The sequence below is a fragment of the Streptomyces sp. NPDC002690 genome, from assembly GCF_053592415.1.
Genome location: NZ_JBSFVR010000011.1, coordinates 26,093 through 42,470, shown reverse-complemented (window position 1 = coordinate 42,470; position 16,378 = coordinate 26,093). Strand labels below are relative to the sequence as shown.

The 16,378-nt window shown below is 68.7% G+C and carries 10 protein-coding genes and 3 tRNA genes; 8 read left to right on the top strand and 5 right to left on the bottom strand.

Features of this window, described 5'->3' with window-relative positions; translation table 11 throughout:
• The first annotated feature begins 132 nt into the window (after positions 1–132).
• Genes ACWD3D_RS03155 through ACWD3D_RS03140 form a run of 4 tightly spaced genes read left to right on the top strand, consistent with a single transcriptional unit; the run spans position 133 to position 6,128 of the window.
• On the top strand, positions 133–2,511 hold the full coding sequence (locus ACWD3D_RS03155; RefSeq protein WP_451459184.1) for an ATP-binding protein: 2,379 nt from the start codon (positions 133–135) through the stop codon (positions 2,509–2,511).
• Positions 2,508–4,187, top strand: coding sequence for a DEAD/DEAH box helicase family protein (locus ACWD3D_RS03150; protein WP_451459183.1), 1,680 nt, complete (start codon positions 2,508–2,510; stop codon positions 4,185–4,187). The genes ACWD3D_RS03155 and ACWD3D_RS03150 overlap by 4 nt, the downstream gene beginning before the upstream one ends.
• The gene (locus tag ACWD3D_RS03145) at positions 4,184–4,783 is read left to right on the top strand and encodes a hypothetical protein (RefSeq protein ID WP_451459182.1); all 600 of its coding nucleotides are present in this window, start codon (positions 4,184–4,186) and stop codon (positions 4,781–4,783) included. Before ACWD3D_RS03150 ends, ACWD3D_RS03145 begins: the two co-directional genes overlap by 4 nt.
• Positions 4,776–6,128 (top strand): sigma factor-like helix-turn-helix DNA-binding protein, encoded by a 1,353-nt coding sequence (locus ACWD3D_RS03140; protein WP_451459181.1) that lies wholly within the window; start codon positions 4,776–4,778, stop codon positions 6,126–6,128. Before ACWD3D_RS03145 ends, ACWD3D_RS03140 begins: the two co-directional genes overlap by 8 nt.
• Before the next feature lie 414 nt (positions 6,129–6,542).
• Here the strand turns inward: ACWD3D_RS03140 and ACWD3D_RS03135 are convergent.
• The 3 genes from ACWD3D_RS03135 to ACWD3D_RS03125 all read right to left on the bottom strand — a co-directional run bounded on the left by ACWD3D_RS03135 (position 6,543) and on the right by ACWD3D_RS03125 (position 7,082).
• Positions 6,543–6,616: transfer RNA gene (locus ACWD3D_RS03135), tRNA-Ile, on the bottom strand.
• Between the two features lie 312 nt (positions 6,617–6,928).
• Positions 6,929–7,004 (bottom strand) — tRNA-Asn (locus ACWD3D_RS03130).
• Between the two features lie 5 nt (positions 7,005–7,009).
• Positions 7,010–7,082 (bottom strand) — tRNA-Asn (locus tag ACWD3D_RS03125).
• A 205-nt stretch (positions 7,083–7,287) separates the two neighbouring features.
• Here ACWD3D_RS03125 and ACWD3D_RS03120 point away from each other — a divergent pair.
• The 4 genes from ACWD3D_RS03120 to ACWD3D_RS03105 all read left to right on the top strand — a co-directional run bounded on the left by ACWD3D_RS03120 (position 7,288) and on the right by ACWD3D_RS03105 (position 12,987).
• The gene (locus tag ACWD3D_RS03120; protein ID WP_451459180.1) at positions 7,288–7,605 is read left to right on the top strand and encodes a YtxH domain-containing protein; all 318 of its coding nucleotides are present in this window, start codon (positions 7,288–7,290) and stop codon (positions 7,603–7,605) included.
• Positions 7,606–7,736: 131 nt separating this feature from the next.
• On the top strand, positions 7,737–9,209 hold the full coding sequence (locus tag ACWD3D_RS03115) for an FGGY family carbohydrate kinase (RefSeq protein ID WP_451459179.1): 1,473 nt from the start codon (positions 7,737–7,739) through the stop codon (positions 9,207–9,209).
• 119 nt (positions 9,210–9,328) lie between these two features.
• Positions 9,329–11,062 carry an ABC transporter ATP-binding protein gene (locus tag ACWD3D_RS03110; protein ID WP_451459178.1) on the top strand — a complete coding sequence of 578 codons (1,734 nt, stop codon included), beginning with the start codon at positions 9,329–9,331 and terminating at the stop codon, positions 11,060–11,062.
• On the top strand, positions 11,062–12,987 hold the full coding sequence (locus tag ACWD3D_RS03105; protein ID WP_451459177.1) for an ABC transporter ATP-binding protein: 1,926 nt from the start codon (positions 11,062–11,064) through the stop codon (positions 12,985–12,987). Before ACWD3D_RS03110 ends, ACWD3D_RS03105 begins: the two co-directional genes overlap by 1 nt.
• A 97-nt stretch (positions 12,988–13,084) precedes the next feature.
• Here ACWD3D_RS03105 and ACWD3D_RS03100 read toward each other — a convergent pair whose 3' ends face one another.
• Together ACWD3D_RS03100 and dnaG are read right to left on the bottom strand one after the other, a co-directional pair.
• A complete protein-coding gene (locus tag ACWD3D_RS03100; protein ID WP_451459176.1) occupies positions 13,085–14,233 on the bottom strand; it encodes an RNA polymerase sigma factor in 1,149 nt (382 codons plus the stop codon).
• 232 nt (positions 14,234–14,465) lie between these two features.
• Positions 14,466–16,376, bottom strand: coding sequence for a DNA primase (dnaG, locus tag ACWD3D_RS03095; RefSeq protein ID WP_451459175.1), 1,911 nt, complete (start codon positions 16,374–16,376; stop codon positions 14,466–14,468).
• Positions 16,377–16,378 lie beyond the last annotated feature (2 nt).

Below are 16,378 nucleotides of genomic sequence, written 5' to 3'. Positions count from 1 at the left end.
TTGTCAGTCGCACCCTCTAGTGTCTTCATCACGCGTACGACGGCTCTTCCAAGCCGCGCACCGAAACGCGGCCCGCGGTAGGGCCTCCTTCGGCGTGCCCGCGCGAGACGATGACAGGGGATCCGCCCACCAATGAAGATCACTCCTTCCGCACGTGTGCTGCGCATGCTCGGTGAGATCGAGTTCGACGAGTGGCAGTGCATCGCGGAGTTGATCGACAACGCCTTCGACGACTTCACCGAGATCCATCGCTCCGGAACCCCTTGGGCGGGCGGGTATCGGGTGAGCGTCGAGCTCCCCGACTCGGCCCAGGGTCAGCTTGTGATCACCGACACGGGACGCGGCATGACGTATGACCGGCTGGAGCGGGCCGTGCGGGCCGGCTGGTCGGGCAACGACATGCACGACAAGCTCGGCCTTTTTGGCATGGGATTCAACGTTTCGACGGCGCGGCTCGGCAAGCGCACGCGCGTCCTGACCACTCGCCAGGGCGACACCGAGTGGATCGGTGTGGAGATTGACCTCGACCGCATCGGAGACGACTTCGAAGCCGAGGACATCACGGAGCCGAAGGTCGATCCCAACGAGCACGGCACCCGCATCGTCATCAGCCGCCTACACCCCACTCGCGCTGCGTGGCTGAGGAAGAACGGCTCGGCGCTTCGCAACATCCTGGGGCAGGTCTACTCCTGGCTGCTCCTGGAGCGTCCGTTCGAGCTGTGGATCGGCGGCTTCCAGGTGAAGCCCGTACGGCACTGCCGCTGGGGAGACGATCGCTCCGTTCTCTACAACAACAAGGAGCGCATCCCCGCCTATATCAAGATCGACCAGGAGCTGGAAAACGGTCTCGCCTGCGGCGACTGCGGTCAGTGGCAGCTCACGGATCGTGACACCTGCGAGGACTGCGGGAGTAACCGGCTCACCGAACGCGAGCGCCGCGTGCACGGGTGGCTCGGTATTCAGCGGTACATGCACAAGAACGACTACGGGATCGACTTCCTGCGCAACGGCCGCAAGATCCTGCGCTGGGACAAGCAGCTGTTCACCTGGCGCAACCCTGACGGGGCAGCGGGCAACGAGGAACCGGAGTATCCGGTGGACCTCGCCCATCAGGGCGGCCGCATCATCGGAGAGATCCACCTCGACCACGTTCCGGTCACGTATCAGAAGGACGCCTTCGAGTACGGGGACCGCAGTTGGCGCTCGGCGGTCGAGATCGTGAGGGGAGTCGCGCCGCTGCTGCCCCGACGCGCGGCGGACATGGGTTACGAGGAGAACGGCAGCCCGCTCGCCCTCCTCTTCAAGGCATTCCGCCGTAACGATGCCGGTCGCCGCTACCTGGTCCCCGGTGACGGACGTAAGCCGATTCACGATGACACCCGCCGGTGGGGACAGGAGTTCCGCCGAGGCAACCCCGACTACCAGACCGACGAGCGCTGGTGGCAGGCGGTCGAGGATCACGAGGCCGCCAAGAGCGGAGGCAAGAACGCGAAGGCGGCCGCCGTTACCCCGGGGAGGCCCGACGAGTCGGCGGTGATGGAAGCCCTTGGCTTCGGCGGGACGTGGACCGGCGAGCCGAGCACTCCCGCGAGCGATGAGAACATGTCGAAGCTCACCGCCGAGGCGCAGTCACCGAAGGGCCTCGGCGGCTCCGCTTCCTCCGCGCCAGCTTCGGAGCAGCGTCCGGAGACCAGACAGGAGCGTGTCACGCGCTACATGGAGAGCTCCACCACCTACCCGGCGCTCAGCCGCTCCTTCGGTCACCCGCGCGTCGGCTTCGTCGAGGTCGAGACGCGTCAGCTGACGGCCGGCGGCCTGACCGACGAGAACCTGCATCGCACCCCCGTCCTGCTCGATCAGCGCGCTGGCAACACCCTTGTAGCGTTCCTCGATCTCGAGCATTCGATCTTCCAAAAGTTCGGTGCGGACCCGGCCGACCTGCTGCTCGCCGAGGTCGCGGTGCTGCTCAGGGTGCGGGCGGAGACGGAGTGGAGCCACTCCGAACTCATCGCGGCGATCCGGGCTGAGTCGCTGCCCGCCACCGCCCTGGACGCTCAGCTGATCAGCGCCGAGGCGCAGGAACTCCTTGCCGAGATCCGTCACCGCATGGTGTCGGAGCTGGACCGCACCGGCGACGCGGAGAAGGCGTATCAATTCCTCTCGCCGGACGAACTCACGGCGACCGAGCACGCCATGATCGCCAACGGCAAGGTGACCCGTACGGCCGACCTCGGTACGAACGGTGAGTTCCTGCTCCACGTTCCGGCGCTGTTCCTGGTCCGTCTCGTCGAGTCTCTGCCGTCAGCGTTCATGGACAACCGCGTCTTCCAGGGTGTCTATGAGGGCGTCGCCTCCGCCTCCGCGCGGCGGCTCAGCCTGGCTCGCACCGTCGGTTACCTCTCCGACGTAGCCACGCAGGCGACTTTCGCGGGGACCAGTCTCCCGAATCAGCTGCTGCGCACGAGGCTGAGTATTCGCCTGCTGGCCGACGACCTCGCGGAGGAGAAGTGACCGCCGTCTTCCTCACGACGGAAGAGCTGTTGAGGGGAGGGCCCGCAGGTCTCACACATGCCACGGAGCGGGCGCTTTGGCACCTTGGCTTCAACGACGTGCGCGTCATCGACGGAGCTGGCGACCACGGCGCGGATCTTCTGGCCGTACGTGGGCGGGAACAGTGGGTTTTCCAGTGCAAGTGGAAGTCGGGCGGGAAGGTCGATCGCGGTGGCGTGGACGATCTGGAGCGGGCCCACGCGCGCTACCGCGCCGACAAGGCCGTCCTGGTGACCAACACCGACATCAACACGGTGGCGGCCGCCCGCAGCGCGGCACTCAACGGTGTCGGCGTACCCATCAGCCTGTGGCATGGAGCGACTCTTGGATCCATCGGTGACCGGATGCCCGAGACGGTTCCCGCGAAGTACGCACTGCGTCCCTATCAGGCGGCAGCGGCCGAGGCCGTGATCCGCGACCTCGACGCGAACGGCACCGCCCTACTCGTGCTCGCGACAGGACTCGGCAAGACGGTGGTGGGCGGAGAGATCATCGGTCGTCATCTCAGGGCCAACCCGGACGCGAAGATCCTTGTCGTCGCCCATATGAAGGATCTCGTCGCGCAGCTTGAGAAGGCGATGTGGCGGCACATCCCCAAGTCGGTTCCAACACGCCTGCTCACGGGGGATAGCCGGCCGGAGAGCCTCGACGGAGTCGTCGTCGGAACCGTCGAGTCCGTCTTGAGTGCCGTACGTGTGGGCTATCGACCCGATGTGATCATGATCGATGAAACCCATCACGTGGCCGAGACCGGCAGGTTTGCGGAATTGCTCGATCTGTGTGGGGATGCTGAGCAGTTCGGGGTGACGGCAACGCCCTGGCGTGGCGACAAGTTTGACATCACTTCTCGCTTCGGGTACCCGAGCTTCAAGATGGGCATCGCGGAGGGCATGGCCGCTGGCTATCTGTCAGCTGTCGACTACCGGCTGTACGTCGACAATGTTGACTGGGACGTGGTCAGGGACGCCAGCGCGCATGGCCAGTCGATCAAGGATCTCAACAAGTCTCTGTTCCTGCCGCAACGCGACGAGGAGATCGTCGAGCACTTCCGCGAGGCATGGCGAACGACGGTCGACCCGAGGGCCATCGTCTTCTGTCAAACCATCGAACACGCCGAGCATATGGCTCGGTTGTTCGCCGCGTCCGACTCGGCTTGGTCCAACGCGTCCTTCCTTCACAGCGCGCTCCCGCGGCAACGGCGCCAGGTGCTGCTCAACGAGTTTCGGCTCGGTCGGGTGCCAGTGATCACGTGCGTCGACGTCTTCAACGAGGGGGTGGATGTTCCGGACGTCAACCTCATCGCCTTCCTGCGTGTCACGCACAGCCGGCGGATCTTCGTCCAGCAACTTGGGCGCGGGCTTCGGCTCAGCCCCGGCAAGGAAGCACTGCGGGTCCTCGACTTCGTGACCGACATCCGGAGGGTTGCGGCGACCCTGGAACTCCGGCGATCGCTTGAGGCGCAGGAAGTCGAGGAGAGCGAACACCTGCGCGTCCGTCTGCCGTACGCCTCCCGAATCCAGTTCAGCGACGAGACCGTCGGGTCCCTGATGGACCACTGGATCCAGGACGCGGCGAACCTTGAGACCCAGGCGGACGAGGTCCGCCTGCAGTTCCCTTTGACGAGAGGAATCGAATGAGCAACTACGCGATCCCCACCGACCTCGAAGAAGAAGTCGTGCGCCTCCTCTACAAGCGGATGGCCGACCTCAACTGGATCTACCTGCCGGATGCGGACCGCACCCGTCACTACGTGGAGTGGACGTCCGACCCGGCGATCGGGGGACGGCTCCTGCCCTTCATCGGGAAGACCGAGAAGATTCGGCCGTGGCTCAAGGACAGGCCCATGAAGGAATATGTCCGGGCCACCTACGGAGTTGGTAAGTGGGCTCCGCTCGTGGCCAAGCCCTCCACTCCGGTCAGCGAGCTCGTCGTGCGGGCGCTCGGTCCCGGTTGGGAAGTCGACCTCGAGACGCTCGCCATCAAGCCGCTCTGCGTGAAGATTCGCTACGAAGACGACGAGGAGACGGAGCAACGTTTTGCCTGGGCTCCGATGCGCGACTTCAAGCACCTCGCGTGGGCGGCCATCGCAGCACAAGCTGGCGGCGACGGGTTGCCCTGGGTCATCTGCACGGTGGACTCCTTTGTTCGGAAGATCACCCCGGAACAGAAGGCGACCAACCAACGGATCGCGCACCGGCTCGGACTGATCAGCGCGCATGTCACCGATGGCTGACGGGGACGGCGCGAGGACCGGGGTTGTCGACGACTGGCTTGGCGCAGCTTGGCTGGCTCTACCTCCCCGGTCACGGCGCATCGTCGAGGACCGCGCCCGCGGAGAAACGCTCGGGAGTATCGGTCAGCAGCATGAGATGAGTCGCGAAAGGGCTCGTCAACTGCTGGTGAAGGCACAGGAGCGCCTCTCCGGCTACGCGGACGCGTTCGTCCCCGACTGGCGTGATCGGCTCATGGCTCTGACGGTCAGCCCGGCGGTACCCGAGTCCGAACTGGCTGCGGCGCTGGGCGTACGCGAACACATCAGTGTGGGGCTTCTCGTCCAGGCTGCGGGGGCTGAACCTCCGTTGACCTGGGCTGGTCGTCTCCATGGCTGGTGGACGCGCAATCCGAACGCCTTGGAGGTTCTACTGCGAGCAGGAGTGGAGGAGGCACCGCTGCGTGGGGAGGATGTCGCGGTGACCTTCGCGTCGGCCGGTGTGCCGGACAATGTTCCGGTGTTGGAGCTGCTTGGGCACTCGAAGAGTCCCCTTGTGTCTGGCCTCGATGGATCTTGGCTACGTCGTCGAGCCCGCGGTAGAGACGCGGCATACCTTTACCTGCTGGCGAATGGCGAGCCCTGCCCAGCTGAGGACCTGCTCGAACCGACTGGGATCAAGCGGAGGGCTGCCGTCGTCGAAGCGCTCAGGCGCGACGAGAGGTTCATCCAGCTCCGGCTGGAGGGAAAGTGGGCCCTGACCGAATGGCCACACCTGAACGTGACTCCGTACGCGAACGCCGTGGACGCCTTCGTCGCCGTGCTGACCGAACTGGGACCATTGCCGAAGGACGCCCTGTTCGTCAAGGTCGGCGAGCGGTACCCCGTCACGCTGTGGCGCCTCCAGCAGTGTCTGCTGGACGACAGGGTGGGCATGACTGGAGACGGATCGATCGATCTTGTCGCCCGTGGAGCCACTCCGATCGAGGAGAGTGAGCCGGCGCAGCCGGCCACGATGGCCGCCGATCCTGCCGGAAACGTGCTCGGGGTCCGGCTCACGGTGGACAAAGACATCCTCCGCGGCAGCGGCGTCATCGTCAGCAGCTGGCTTACATGGCAGCTCGGAATGCGGCAGGCTCCCATGGTCAGAACGTTCTCCGTGGCTGGTCACCCGACGCCGATCACCCTTAAGCGGGCGACAAGTGCGGCCCAGCTGTCCAGCCTGCGGGTGCTGGCCAAGGAGAACGGAATGGTCGGGGGCTGCGAATTCGTACTTGTCCTCCGCACGGACGACTCGACCGCCCGCATCGAGCACATCTGTGCCCGACAGTACTGCCGGGCAGTGGCGGCCCCTGAGCAGGTGACGTGAGCCAGTCGGCCCCCATGGGCGGCTACTGCGGGAGGGGGCCGTCGATGAATTAGGGGGTTGCTTCCTGGATTTGAGGTCGTCGACTCGGCCGACAACCGCTTCCGCCTCGTCGTTGGAGTCGCCAGGGCGGTGGCCGAGGAGATCGACGCCGCCCGGGTCGGCATCCGCCTGTGTGCCAGGCCGAGCAGATCGCTGCTCCGATCGACGCGACCGCCCCAGCGCACGACCATGGGATCGTTCTACGACGCTCCCACAGAGGCGTCGCTACAAAACCCCAGGTCAAAGCCGTTCAGAGCTCATCTTCGGTGCGCGAAGACCCACATTCGCCACACCGCCGCGAGGCAAACGCCACACGCGAAAGGCCCGGAAGCCGCGAATCCCCAGGTCAGAACGATTCTGCCTGGGGAAGCTCGGTGGGGCGGGTGGGACTCGAACCCACGGCCGACGGATTATGAGTCCGCTGCTCTAACCGGCTGAGCTACCGCCCCGTTTCGGCGTGGCGCGTACAAGTGTGCGCGCCGTCTGCCGCAGCATAGCCGGTCATACGATCTCTCGCTGCGGCTGGTCGACTTCGCTTGATCTTGAGGACCGCGCTGCGTGCTGCCCGGTTCCGGGCGGCCGGAAAGCAACCCGAACGTGTCACGGGAGAGGTGCCGGAAGGGCTCGGGGCGGCCGGCGAGTGACGAGGCCCACAGCGCGGACCACCGTACGGGCCCCGACGCGGAACACGGTACGGCCTCCACCTCGGACCACGGCGGTCCCCACAACGCGGAAGAGGACCCCGAAGGGTCCTCTTCCGTTGGCTCCCCCGACTGGACTCGAACCAGTAACCCTCCGGTTAACAGCCGAATGCTCTGCCAATTGAGCTACAGGGGACCGCGCTCCCCCGACTGGACTCGAACCAGTAACCTGCCGGTTAACAGCCGGCTGCTCTGCCAATTGAGCTACAGGGGATTGCTGCGTTGCCTCGAAATCGTACCTGCCTGGCTACTGCCGGGCGGCGCGCTCTCGCTGCGACACATACATTAGCGCAAGCAGGGGGGTGCTTCGCCAATCGGTATGCCCCGGGGTGATCTCGGGCGCCTCCGGGTAGGCGGGGAGCAGACGTCCCGCACAGCGAACGTCCCACGCAGCGAACGCAGAACGAAGGGTGACTGCCATGCGGTACCGGCTCACGTTCATCGCCGGCCTCGCTCTCGGCTACGTGCTCGGCACGCGGGCCGGCCGGGAGCGCTACGAGCAGCTGAAGAAGTCCGCCCGCCAGGTCGCCGAGAACCCCGCCGTGCGGAACACCGTGGAGTCCGCCGCTCAGAGCGGCCGGGAGTACGCGGGCAAGGCGTACCACTCGGTGAGCGAGAAGGTCGGCGAGAAGGTCGGGGACCGGGTGCCCGCCTCGGTGGCCGACCGGGTGCGGTCGCTCCGGGAGCGCGCCGGGCACAACGGCGTCGAGGACGACTGGGGCACCACCAACACCTGACGCACAACGCCTCCGGCCCCCGCGCCGCACCGGCCGCCTCCGGCCCCCGCACACCGCGGGGGCCGGAGGCGTTGTGCGGGAAGCCCGGAGGCGGTTGCGGGAAAGGCCGCTCGATGCGGCAGAATCCGTACATGGGCATAGTCGCCGGCTTGGACAGTTCCGCCGCCTTCACACACATCGTCGTCTGCGACACGGACACGGGTGCCGTGCTGCGGCAGGGGTACGCCGCACATCCGGTCGAGCCGAAGGCCGTGGAGGTCGATCCACAGGCGTGGCTCCTCTCCCTCGGTGAGGCGGCGGGCGGCGGGCTGCTGGAGAACGTCGAGGCGATCGGGGTCGCAGCGCAGCAGCACGGGCTGGTGGCGCTGGACCGGCAGGGCAATCCCGTCCGTCCCTCGCTGGTGGGCAACGACCGGCGGGCGCAGGTCGCCGCGGCGGATCTGATCGACGGGCTCGGCGGGCGGCAGCCCTGGGCCGAGGCGGTCGGAGCGGTACCGCAGGCCGCGCAGCCGGTGGCGAAGCTGCGGTGGCTGGCCCGGACCGAACCGGAGAACGCCCAGCGCGTGGCGGCCGTCCTCCAGCCGCACGACTGGCTGGTGTGGCAGCTGCTCGGCCGCCCCGCGCGGCGGACCACCGACCGGGGTGCCGCCTCCGGTACGGGGTACTGGTCGGCGCGCACGTCCTCCTACCGGCCCGACCTCGTGGAGCTGGCGCTCGGCCACCAGGCCGCGCTGCCCGAGGTGCTGGGCCCGTCCGACGCGGCCGGGAGGACCCCCGAGGGGCTGCTGATCTCCGCCGGTACCGGCGAGACGATGGCGGCGGCGTTCGGGCTCGGCGTGGCGGTCGGGGACGCCGTGGTGTCGCTGGGGGCTTCCGGGTCCGTGATGGCGGTGCACCACGAGGCACTGGCCGATCCGCGCGGGATGATCACCTCCTTCGCCGACGCGACCGGGATGCACCTGCCGGTGGTGCACACTTCCAACGCGGTACGGGCCCTGCGCGGCACCGCCGACATGCTCGGGCTCGACGGCGGGCTGGAGGAGCTGTCGGCGCTGGCGCTGAAGTCGACGCCCGGTTCCTCGGGTCTGGTGCTGCTCCCGTACCTGGAGGGCGAGCGGACCCCGCAGCTCCCGCACGCGGCGGGCACGCTCTGCGGGCTGCGGCGCGAGTCGATGAAGCCGGAGCACCTGGCGCGGGCCGCGTTCGAGGGGATGCTCTGCTCGCTGGCCGACGCGCTCGACGTGCTGCGCAGGCGCGGGGTGCAGGTGCGCCGGGTGTTCCTGCTGGGCGCGGCGGCCGAGCTGCCCGCCGTACGCGCGATGGCACCGGCGGTCTTCGGTACGCAGGTCGTCGTGCCGCAGCCCGCGCAGTACGCGGCGCTGGGCGCGGCGCGGCAGGCGGCGTGGGCGCTGGGGGTCTCGCAGGGCCGACTCGACCCCGGTACTCCCCCGGCCTGGCAGGGGGCGGCGGCGCAGGTGCTGGAGCCGGGCGAGGAGCTGCCGGTGGGGCGTGCGGTGCGTCAGCAGTACGAGGCGACGCGCGACCAGATCCACCCGGGGGCCTTCGAGCTCGACGGGCCTGGCACGGAGGCCGGTACGGACTGACGGGAGCCGTGGCCCTAGCACCGCTTCTTGACCTCGGCTTGGGGAAATCCGTTCGTCCCGACGGAGACGGGCACGGCAAGATGGTTCGGCCTCTGCCGTCGCCGACCCGAGAGACACGCGTGCTCATAAAACTGCTCAGGTCCTTCCTGGGCCCTTACCGAAGGCCGATCCTGCTGCTGGTGTTCCTCCAGCTGCTGCAGACCTGCGCCTCGCTCTACCTGCCCAGCCTGAACGCCGACATCATCGACAACGGTGTCGTGAAGGGCGACACGGGCTACATCCTGGAGTACGGCGGCGTGATGATCGCCGTCAGCGTCCTCCAAGTCGTCTGCAACATCGGTGCCGTCTACTTCGGGGCGCGGACCGCTTCCGCGCTCGGCCGTGACCTGCGGGCCTCGGTCTTCGACCGGGTGCAGTCGTTCTCCGCCCGGGAGGTCGCCCGGTTCGGGGCTCCCTCGCTGATCACCCGTACGACCAACGACGTCCAGCAGATCCAGATGCTGGTCCTGATGACGTTCACGCTGATGGTGTCCGCGCCGATCATGTGCGTCGGCGGGGTCATCATGGCGCTGGGCCAGGACGTGCCGCTCTCCGCCGTGCTGCTGGCCGTGGTGCCGCTGCTGGGCATCGCGGTGAGTCTGATCGTCCGGAAGATGCGGCCGCTGTTCCGCACGATGCAGAAGCGGCTCGACACGGTGAACCGGGTGCTGCGTGAGCAGATCACCGGCAACCGTGTGATCCGTGCGTTCGTGCGCGACGGGTACGAGGTGAAGCGGTTCCGCGGCGCGAACACCGAGCTGACCGACGTGGCGGTGTCCACGGGCCGGCTGATGTCGCTGATGTTCCCGACGGTGATGACCGTGGTGAACGTGTCGTCGATCGCGGTGGTGTGGTTCGGCGCGCACCGGATCGACAGCGGCGGGATGCAGATCGGCGCGCTGACGGCGTTCCTGTCCTATCTGATGCAGATCGTCATGTCCGTGATGATGGCCACCTTCATGTTCATGATGGTGCCGCGCGCGGAGGTCTGCGCGGAGCGTATCGACGAGGTCCTGGAGACCGAGTCCAGCGTGGTGCCGCCCGTCGCCCCGGTGACGGAGCTACGCCGCCACGGCCATCTGGAGCTGCGGGGTGCGGAGTTCCGTTACCCGGGTGCCGAGGAGCCGGTGCTGCGCTCGGTGGACCTGGTGGCCCGGCCCGGGGAGACGACCGCGATCATCGGGTCGACGGGCAGCGGGAAGTCGACGCTGCTCGGGCTCGTGGCGCGGCTGTTCGACGTGACGGAGGGCGAGGCCCTCGTCGACGGCACGGACGTGCGGACGCTGGACGCGGCGCTGCTGGCGAAGACGGTGAGCCTGGTCCCGCAGAAGCCGTACCTCTTCTCGGGGACGGTGGCGTCGAACCTGCGGTACGGGAACCCGGACGCGACCGACGAGGAGCTGTGGCACGCGCTGGAGGTGGCGCAGGCCAAGGAGTTCGTGGAGCTGCTGGAGAACGGTCTGAACGCGCCGATCGCCCAGGGCGGTACCAACGTCTCCGGTGGTCAACGTCAGCGCCTCGCGATCGCGCGGACGCTGGTGCGCAAGCCGGAGATCTACCTCTTCGACGACTCGTTCTCGGCGCTCGACTACGCGACCGACGCGGCGCTGCGCGCGGCGCTGGCGCGGGAGACTGCCGCCGCGACGGTGGTGATCGTCGCGCAGCGGGTGTCGACCATCCGCGAGGCCGACCGGATTCTCGTCCTGGACGAGGGGCGGGTCGTGGGCACGGGCACCCATCGCGAGCTGATGGACGGCAATGAGACGTACCGGGAGATCGTTCTCTCCCAGCTGACGGAAGCGGAGGCGGCGTAATGGCCGGGCCGGGCGGACGGATGATGGGCGGCGGGCCCGTACAGAAGTCTGCCGACTTCAAGGGGTCGACGAAGCGGCTGCTGGGGCGGTTCAGCGCGGAGAAGTCCTCGCTGTACCTGATGCTCTGCGCGGGTGTGCTGAGCGTGGGGCTGTCGGTGGTCGGGCCGAAGATCCTGGGTTCGGCGACGGACCTGATCTTCGGCGGGGTCATCGGGCGGAGCATGCCCGAGGGCACCACGAAGGCGCAGGCGATCCAGCATCTGCGGGACCAGGGCGACGGCGGGATGGCGGACCTGCTGTCCGGGGTGGACTTCACTCCGGGGCAGGGCATCGACTTCACCGCGGTGGGCCACGTGCTGCTGGTGGTGCTGGCGGTCTACGTCGGTGCCGGGCTGCTGATGCTGGTGTCGACGCGACTGTCGATCCGGGTGATCAACCGGGTGGTGTTCCAGCTCCGGGAGGACCTCCAGACGAAGCTGTCGCGGCTGCCGCTGTCGTACTTCGACAAGAAGCAGCGCGGTGAGGTGCTGAGCCGGGCGACGAACGACATCGACAACATCTCGCAGACGCTCCAGCAGACGATGGGGCAGCTGATCAACTCGCTGCTGACGATCGTCGGCGTGCTGGTCATGATGTTCTGGATCTCGCCGCTGCTGGCGCTGGTGGCGCTGGTCACGGTGCCGCTGTCGGTGGTCGTGGCCTCGCGGGTGGGCAAGCGTTCGCAGCCGCAGTTCGTCCAGCAGTGGAAGGTCACGGGCAAGCTGAACGCCCACATCGAGGAGATGTACACCGGGCACAGCCTGGTGAAGGTCTTCGGCCGCCAGGACGAGTCGGCCGAGCGGTTCGCGGAGGAGAACGAGGCGCTCTACGACGCCGGGTTCAAGGCGCAGTTCAACAGCGGGATCATGCAGCCGCTGATGATGTTCGTGTCGAACCTGAACTACGTGCTGATCGCGGTCGTCGGTGGGCTCCGGGTGGCGTCGGGTTCGCTGTCGATCGGTGACGTACAGGCGTTCATCCAGTACTCGCGGCAGTTCTCGATGCCGCTGACGCAGGTCGCGTCGATGGCGAACCTGCTCCAGTCCGGTGTCGCGTCGGCGGAGCGGGTCTTCGATCTGCTGGACGCCGACGAGCAGGACGCCGACCCCGCGGACGCGGAGCGTCCCTCCGAGCTGCTGGGCAGTGTGCGGCTGGAGAACGTGTCGTTCCGCTACGACCCGGAGAAGCCGCTCATCGAGGGTCTGTCGCTGGACGTGGCGCCCGGGCAGACGGTTGCCATCGTGGGGCCGACCGGTGCGGGCAAGACGACGCTGGTCAACCTGCTGATGCGGTTCTACGAGGTGACCGGCGGGCGGATTCTGCTGGACGGCGTGGACGTGGCGCGGATGTCGCGCGACGACCTGCGGTCCGGGATAGGGATGGTCCTCCAGGACACCTGGCTGTTCGGCGGGACGATCGCGGAGAACATCGCGTACGGCGCCGCGCGCGAGGTCACCCGGGAGGAAATCGAGGAGGCGGCCCGCGCGGCCCACGCGGACCGGTTCGTGCGTACGCTCCCCGAGGGGTACGACACGGTCCTCGACGACGAGGGCACCGGGGTCAGCGCGGGCGAGAAGCAGCTGATCACCATCGCGCGGGCGTTCCTGTCCGACCCGGTGATCCTGGTGCTGGACGAGGCGACCAGCTCGGTCGACACCCGTACCGAGGTACTGATCCAGAAGGCGATGGCGCGCCTGGCGCACGGGCGGACCAGCTTCGTGATCGCGCACCGGCTCTCCACGATCCGGGACGCCGACGTGATCCTGGTGATGGAGAACGGTTCGATCGTGGAGCAGGGCTCGCACGATCAGCTGCTCGCGTCGAAGGGGGCGTACGCGCGGCTGTACTCGGCTCAGTTCGCCGAGGCGCTGGCCGAGGTCGACTGAGCCCCTGCCGGGGTGGATCGGAGCCCGAGGGCGCTCCTGGACGGCTGTGTCGCCGTCCGGGGGCGCCCTCCGGCGTTTCCGGGGTCCGGGGGGCCGGTCAGTCGAGGTAGCCGCGGAGCTGTTCGGCGTAGGCGTGGCCGCGGAGCCTGGAGAGGGTCTTGGCCTCGATCTGGCGGATGCGCTCCCGGGTCACGCCGAAGAGCGTGCCGATCTCCTCCAGGGTGCGGGAGCGTCCGTCGTCCAGCCCGTAGCGGAGCCGGACGACCCGGCGTTCGCGTTCGCCGAGGGTGGAGAGCACCGCTTCCAGGTGTTCGCGCAGCAGCAGGAAGGTCGCCGACTCGGCGGGTGAGGCCGCGTCGGCGTCCTCGATGAGGTCGCCGAAGCAGACGTCCTCCTCCTCGCCGACGGGGGCGTGCAGCGAGACGGGTTCCTGGGCGAGCCGCAGGACCTCGCGGACGCGCTCCGCGGTGAGGTCGAGTTCGGCCCCGACCTCCTCGGCCGCGGGCTCGTAGCCGCGTTCCTGGAGCAGCCGGCGGCGTACCCGCACGACGCGGTTGATCTGTTCGACGACGTGGACCGGGACGCGGATGGTGCGGGCCTGGTCCGCGAGGGCGCGGGACATGGCCTGGCGGATCCACCAGGTCGCGTAGGTGGAGAACTTGTAGCCCCGGGTGTAGTCGAACTTCTCGACGGCCCGGATGAGCCCGAGGTTCCCCTCCTGCACCAGGTCGAGCAGGGTGAGGCCGCGTCCGACATAGCGTTTGGCGACGGAGACGACGAGCCGGAGGTTGGCCTCGATGAGGCGGCGTTTGGCGGTGCGGCCGAGGACGACGATCCGGTCCAGGTCGCGCCCCAGCCGGAAGCCGGGGTCGGGGGCCGCGGCGAGGCGTTCCTCGGCGAAGAGCCCGGCTTCGACGCGGCGGGCCAGCTCCACCTCCTCGGCGGCGGTCAGCAGCGGGACGCGTCCGATCTCCCGGAGGTACTGGCGCAGGAGGTCCGATCCGGCCCCGGTGTGGTCGGTGGTCCGGCTCCGGGGCGGCTCGGGAACGGACTCCTCGTCGTCCTCTTCCACCAGCACGACGTCCGGGGCGGGGGGCGCGGGCGGCCGGGCCCCGCTCTCCGGATGGTGCGCGGCCCTGCTCTGCGGGGGAATCGCGGGGGCGTGAGCGGGGGCGTACGCAGGGCCGTACGCGGGGGTGCGTGGGGGGACATCGTCCGTCGTACTCGTCACGGTCCGGGTCTGCACGGGGGCGACCTCCAGGTGATCGCTGCCGGAACGCGGTGACGGGGGTCCGCCCTCGGTGGGCCGACGCGCTCCGGTGACTCAGGCACCGCTGCCCAGTGTGGCGTACGACACAACGCCGCCACGAGGGGCGTGCGGCGACTTTTTCGTTACCCGGGCGGAGCCGGTACGGGGCCGGGCGGAGCCGCTCCGGCCGCCCCGGGCCGTCGCTCCGCCCCGGGGCGGGGCGAAGGTGTCAGAGGGCGTCGGTGCCGTGGCTGCGGAGCGCCTGGGCGTACTGCTGGAGGACCCAGACCTCGTTCTGGGCGGCGGCGAGGTGGTCGGGGGCGACCTGGGAGCCGAGGCGGGCGAGGCTGCTGTTCACGTCGGCGATCCGGCGGTCCACGGCGCGCAGCCGGACCTGGACGAGCTGCATGCCCGCGTAGGACTCGTCGATGGACTTGCCGTGGAAGACCTCGACGGCCAGCTCGGTGACGAGCTTGCGGACGGAGTCGTGCGGGGTCACGTCCAGGACGGCGGCCAGGTAGTCGCGGGGGTCGGCGACCCCCTGTTCGGCGCCGCCGGCTTCGGCGATGCACTCGCGCACGGCCGCGTAGGGCGGGGCGGTGAACTCGTCGGAGCCGTACGCGTCGAAGGCGGGCGAGACCAGGGCGGGCTTCTGGAGGGCCAGCTTGAGGAGTTCGCGTTCGGTGCGGTGGGCGGGGCTGCGGAGGTTGAGCGCGGGGCCGGAGGTGACGAGGGAGACGGGCGCCACGTCCTGGTGGCGGGCGCCGGGGCGCTGCTTGTTCCCGGACCTGCCGGTGTCGCCGCCCCGGCCGCGCGCCCACTGGGCGAGCTGGTGGACGCGGTGGACGACGTACTCCTGGTCGAGGATGCCGACGAGGCCGGCGAGCTGGACGGCCACCTCGCGCTGCACGCTGCTCGTCTTGATCTTCGCGACGACGGGCGCGGCCTCGTCCAGTGCGGCGGCGCGGCCGGCCGGGGTCTCCAGGTCGTAGCGGGCGACGATCTGGCGGAGCGCGAACTCGAAGAGCGGGGTGCGGGGTTCGACCAGGTCGCGGACGGCGTCGTCGCCCTTGACCAGGCGCAGGTCGCAGGGGTCCATGCTGTCCGGCGCGATGGCGATGTAGGTCTCGGCGGCGAACTTCTGGTCGTCCTCGAAGGCGCGCAGGGCGGCCTTCTGCCCGGCCGCGTCGCCGTCGAAGGTGAAGATCACGCGGGCGCTGCCGTTGTCCATGAGGAGGCGGCGCAGGATCTTGATGTGGTCGTTGCCGAAGGCGGTGCCGCAGGTGGCGATGGCGGTGGTGACGCCGGCCAGGTGGCAGGCCATGACGTCGGTGTAGCCCTCGACCACCACGGCGCGGCTGGCCTTGGCGATGTCCTTCTTGGCCAGGTCGATGCCGTAGAGGACCTGCGACTTCTTGTAGATGGGGGTCTCGGGGGTGTTCAGGTACTTCGGGCCGTTGTCGTCGTCGCGCAGTTTGCGCGCGCCGAAGCCGACGATCTCTCCGGCGGTGTCGCTGATGGGCCACATCAGCCGGCCCCGGAACCGGTCGATCGGGCCGCGCCGGCCGTCCTGGGAGAGGCCGGAGGTGATGAGCTCCTTGTCGCTGAAGCCCTTGCCGCGCAGGTAGCGGGTGAGGTGGTCCCAGCCGGCGGGGCTGTAGCCGACGCCGAAGTGGGCGGCGGCGGCCTGGTCGAAGCCGCGCTCTGCGAGGAACGCGCGGCCGATCTCGGCCTCGGGTCCGTCGAGCTGCTCGACGTAGAACTTCGCGGCGGCCTGGTGGGCCTCGATCAGCCGGATGCGCTCACCGCGCTGGTGGGAGGGGTTGTAGCCGCCCTCCTCGTACCGCAGGGTGATGCCCGCCTTCGCGGCGAGGCGCTCGACCGTCTCCGAGAAGGTGAGGTGGTCGATCTTCATCACGAACGCGAGGGTGTCGCCGCCCTCCTGGCAGCCGAAGCAGTGGAACAGGCCCTTGGAGGGGCTGACCTGGAAGGAGGGGGACTTCTCGTCGTGGAAGGGGCAGAGTCCCTTGAGGTTTCCGCCGCCCGCGTTCTTGAGCTGGAGGTATTCGGACACGACGGAGTCGATCGGGACCGCGTCCCGTACCGCCTTCACGTCGTCGTCATTGATCCTGCCAGCCACGG

Coding starts and splice junctions, on each gene's coding strand:
- ACWD3D_RS03155 (WP_451459184.1), top strand. CDS start 133: ATGAAGATCACTCCTTCCGCACGTGTGCTGCGCATGCTCGGTGAGATC.
- ACWD3D_RS03145 (WP_451459182.1), top strand. CDS start 4,184: ATGAGCAACTACGCGATCCCCACCGACCTCGAAGAAGAAGTCGTGCGC.
- ACWD3D_RS03140 (WP_451459181.1), top strand. CDS start 4,776: ATGGCTGACGGGGACGGCGCGAGGACCGGGGTTGTCGACGACTGGCTT.
- ACWD3D_RS03120 (WP_451459180.1), top strand. CDS start 7,288: ATGCGGTACCGGCTCACGTTCATCGCCGGCCTCGCTCTCGGCTACGTG.
- ACWD3D_RS03115 (WP_451459179.1), top strand. CDS start 7,737: ATGGGCATAGTCGCCGGCTTGGACAGTTCCGCCGCCTTCACACACATC.
- ACWD3D_RS03105 (WP_451459177.1), top strand. CDS start 11,062: ATGGCCGGGCCGGGCGGACGGATGATGGGCGGCGGGCCCGTACAGAAG.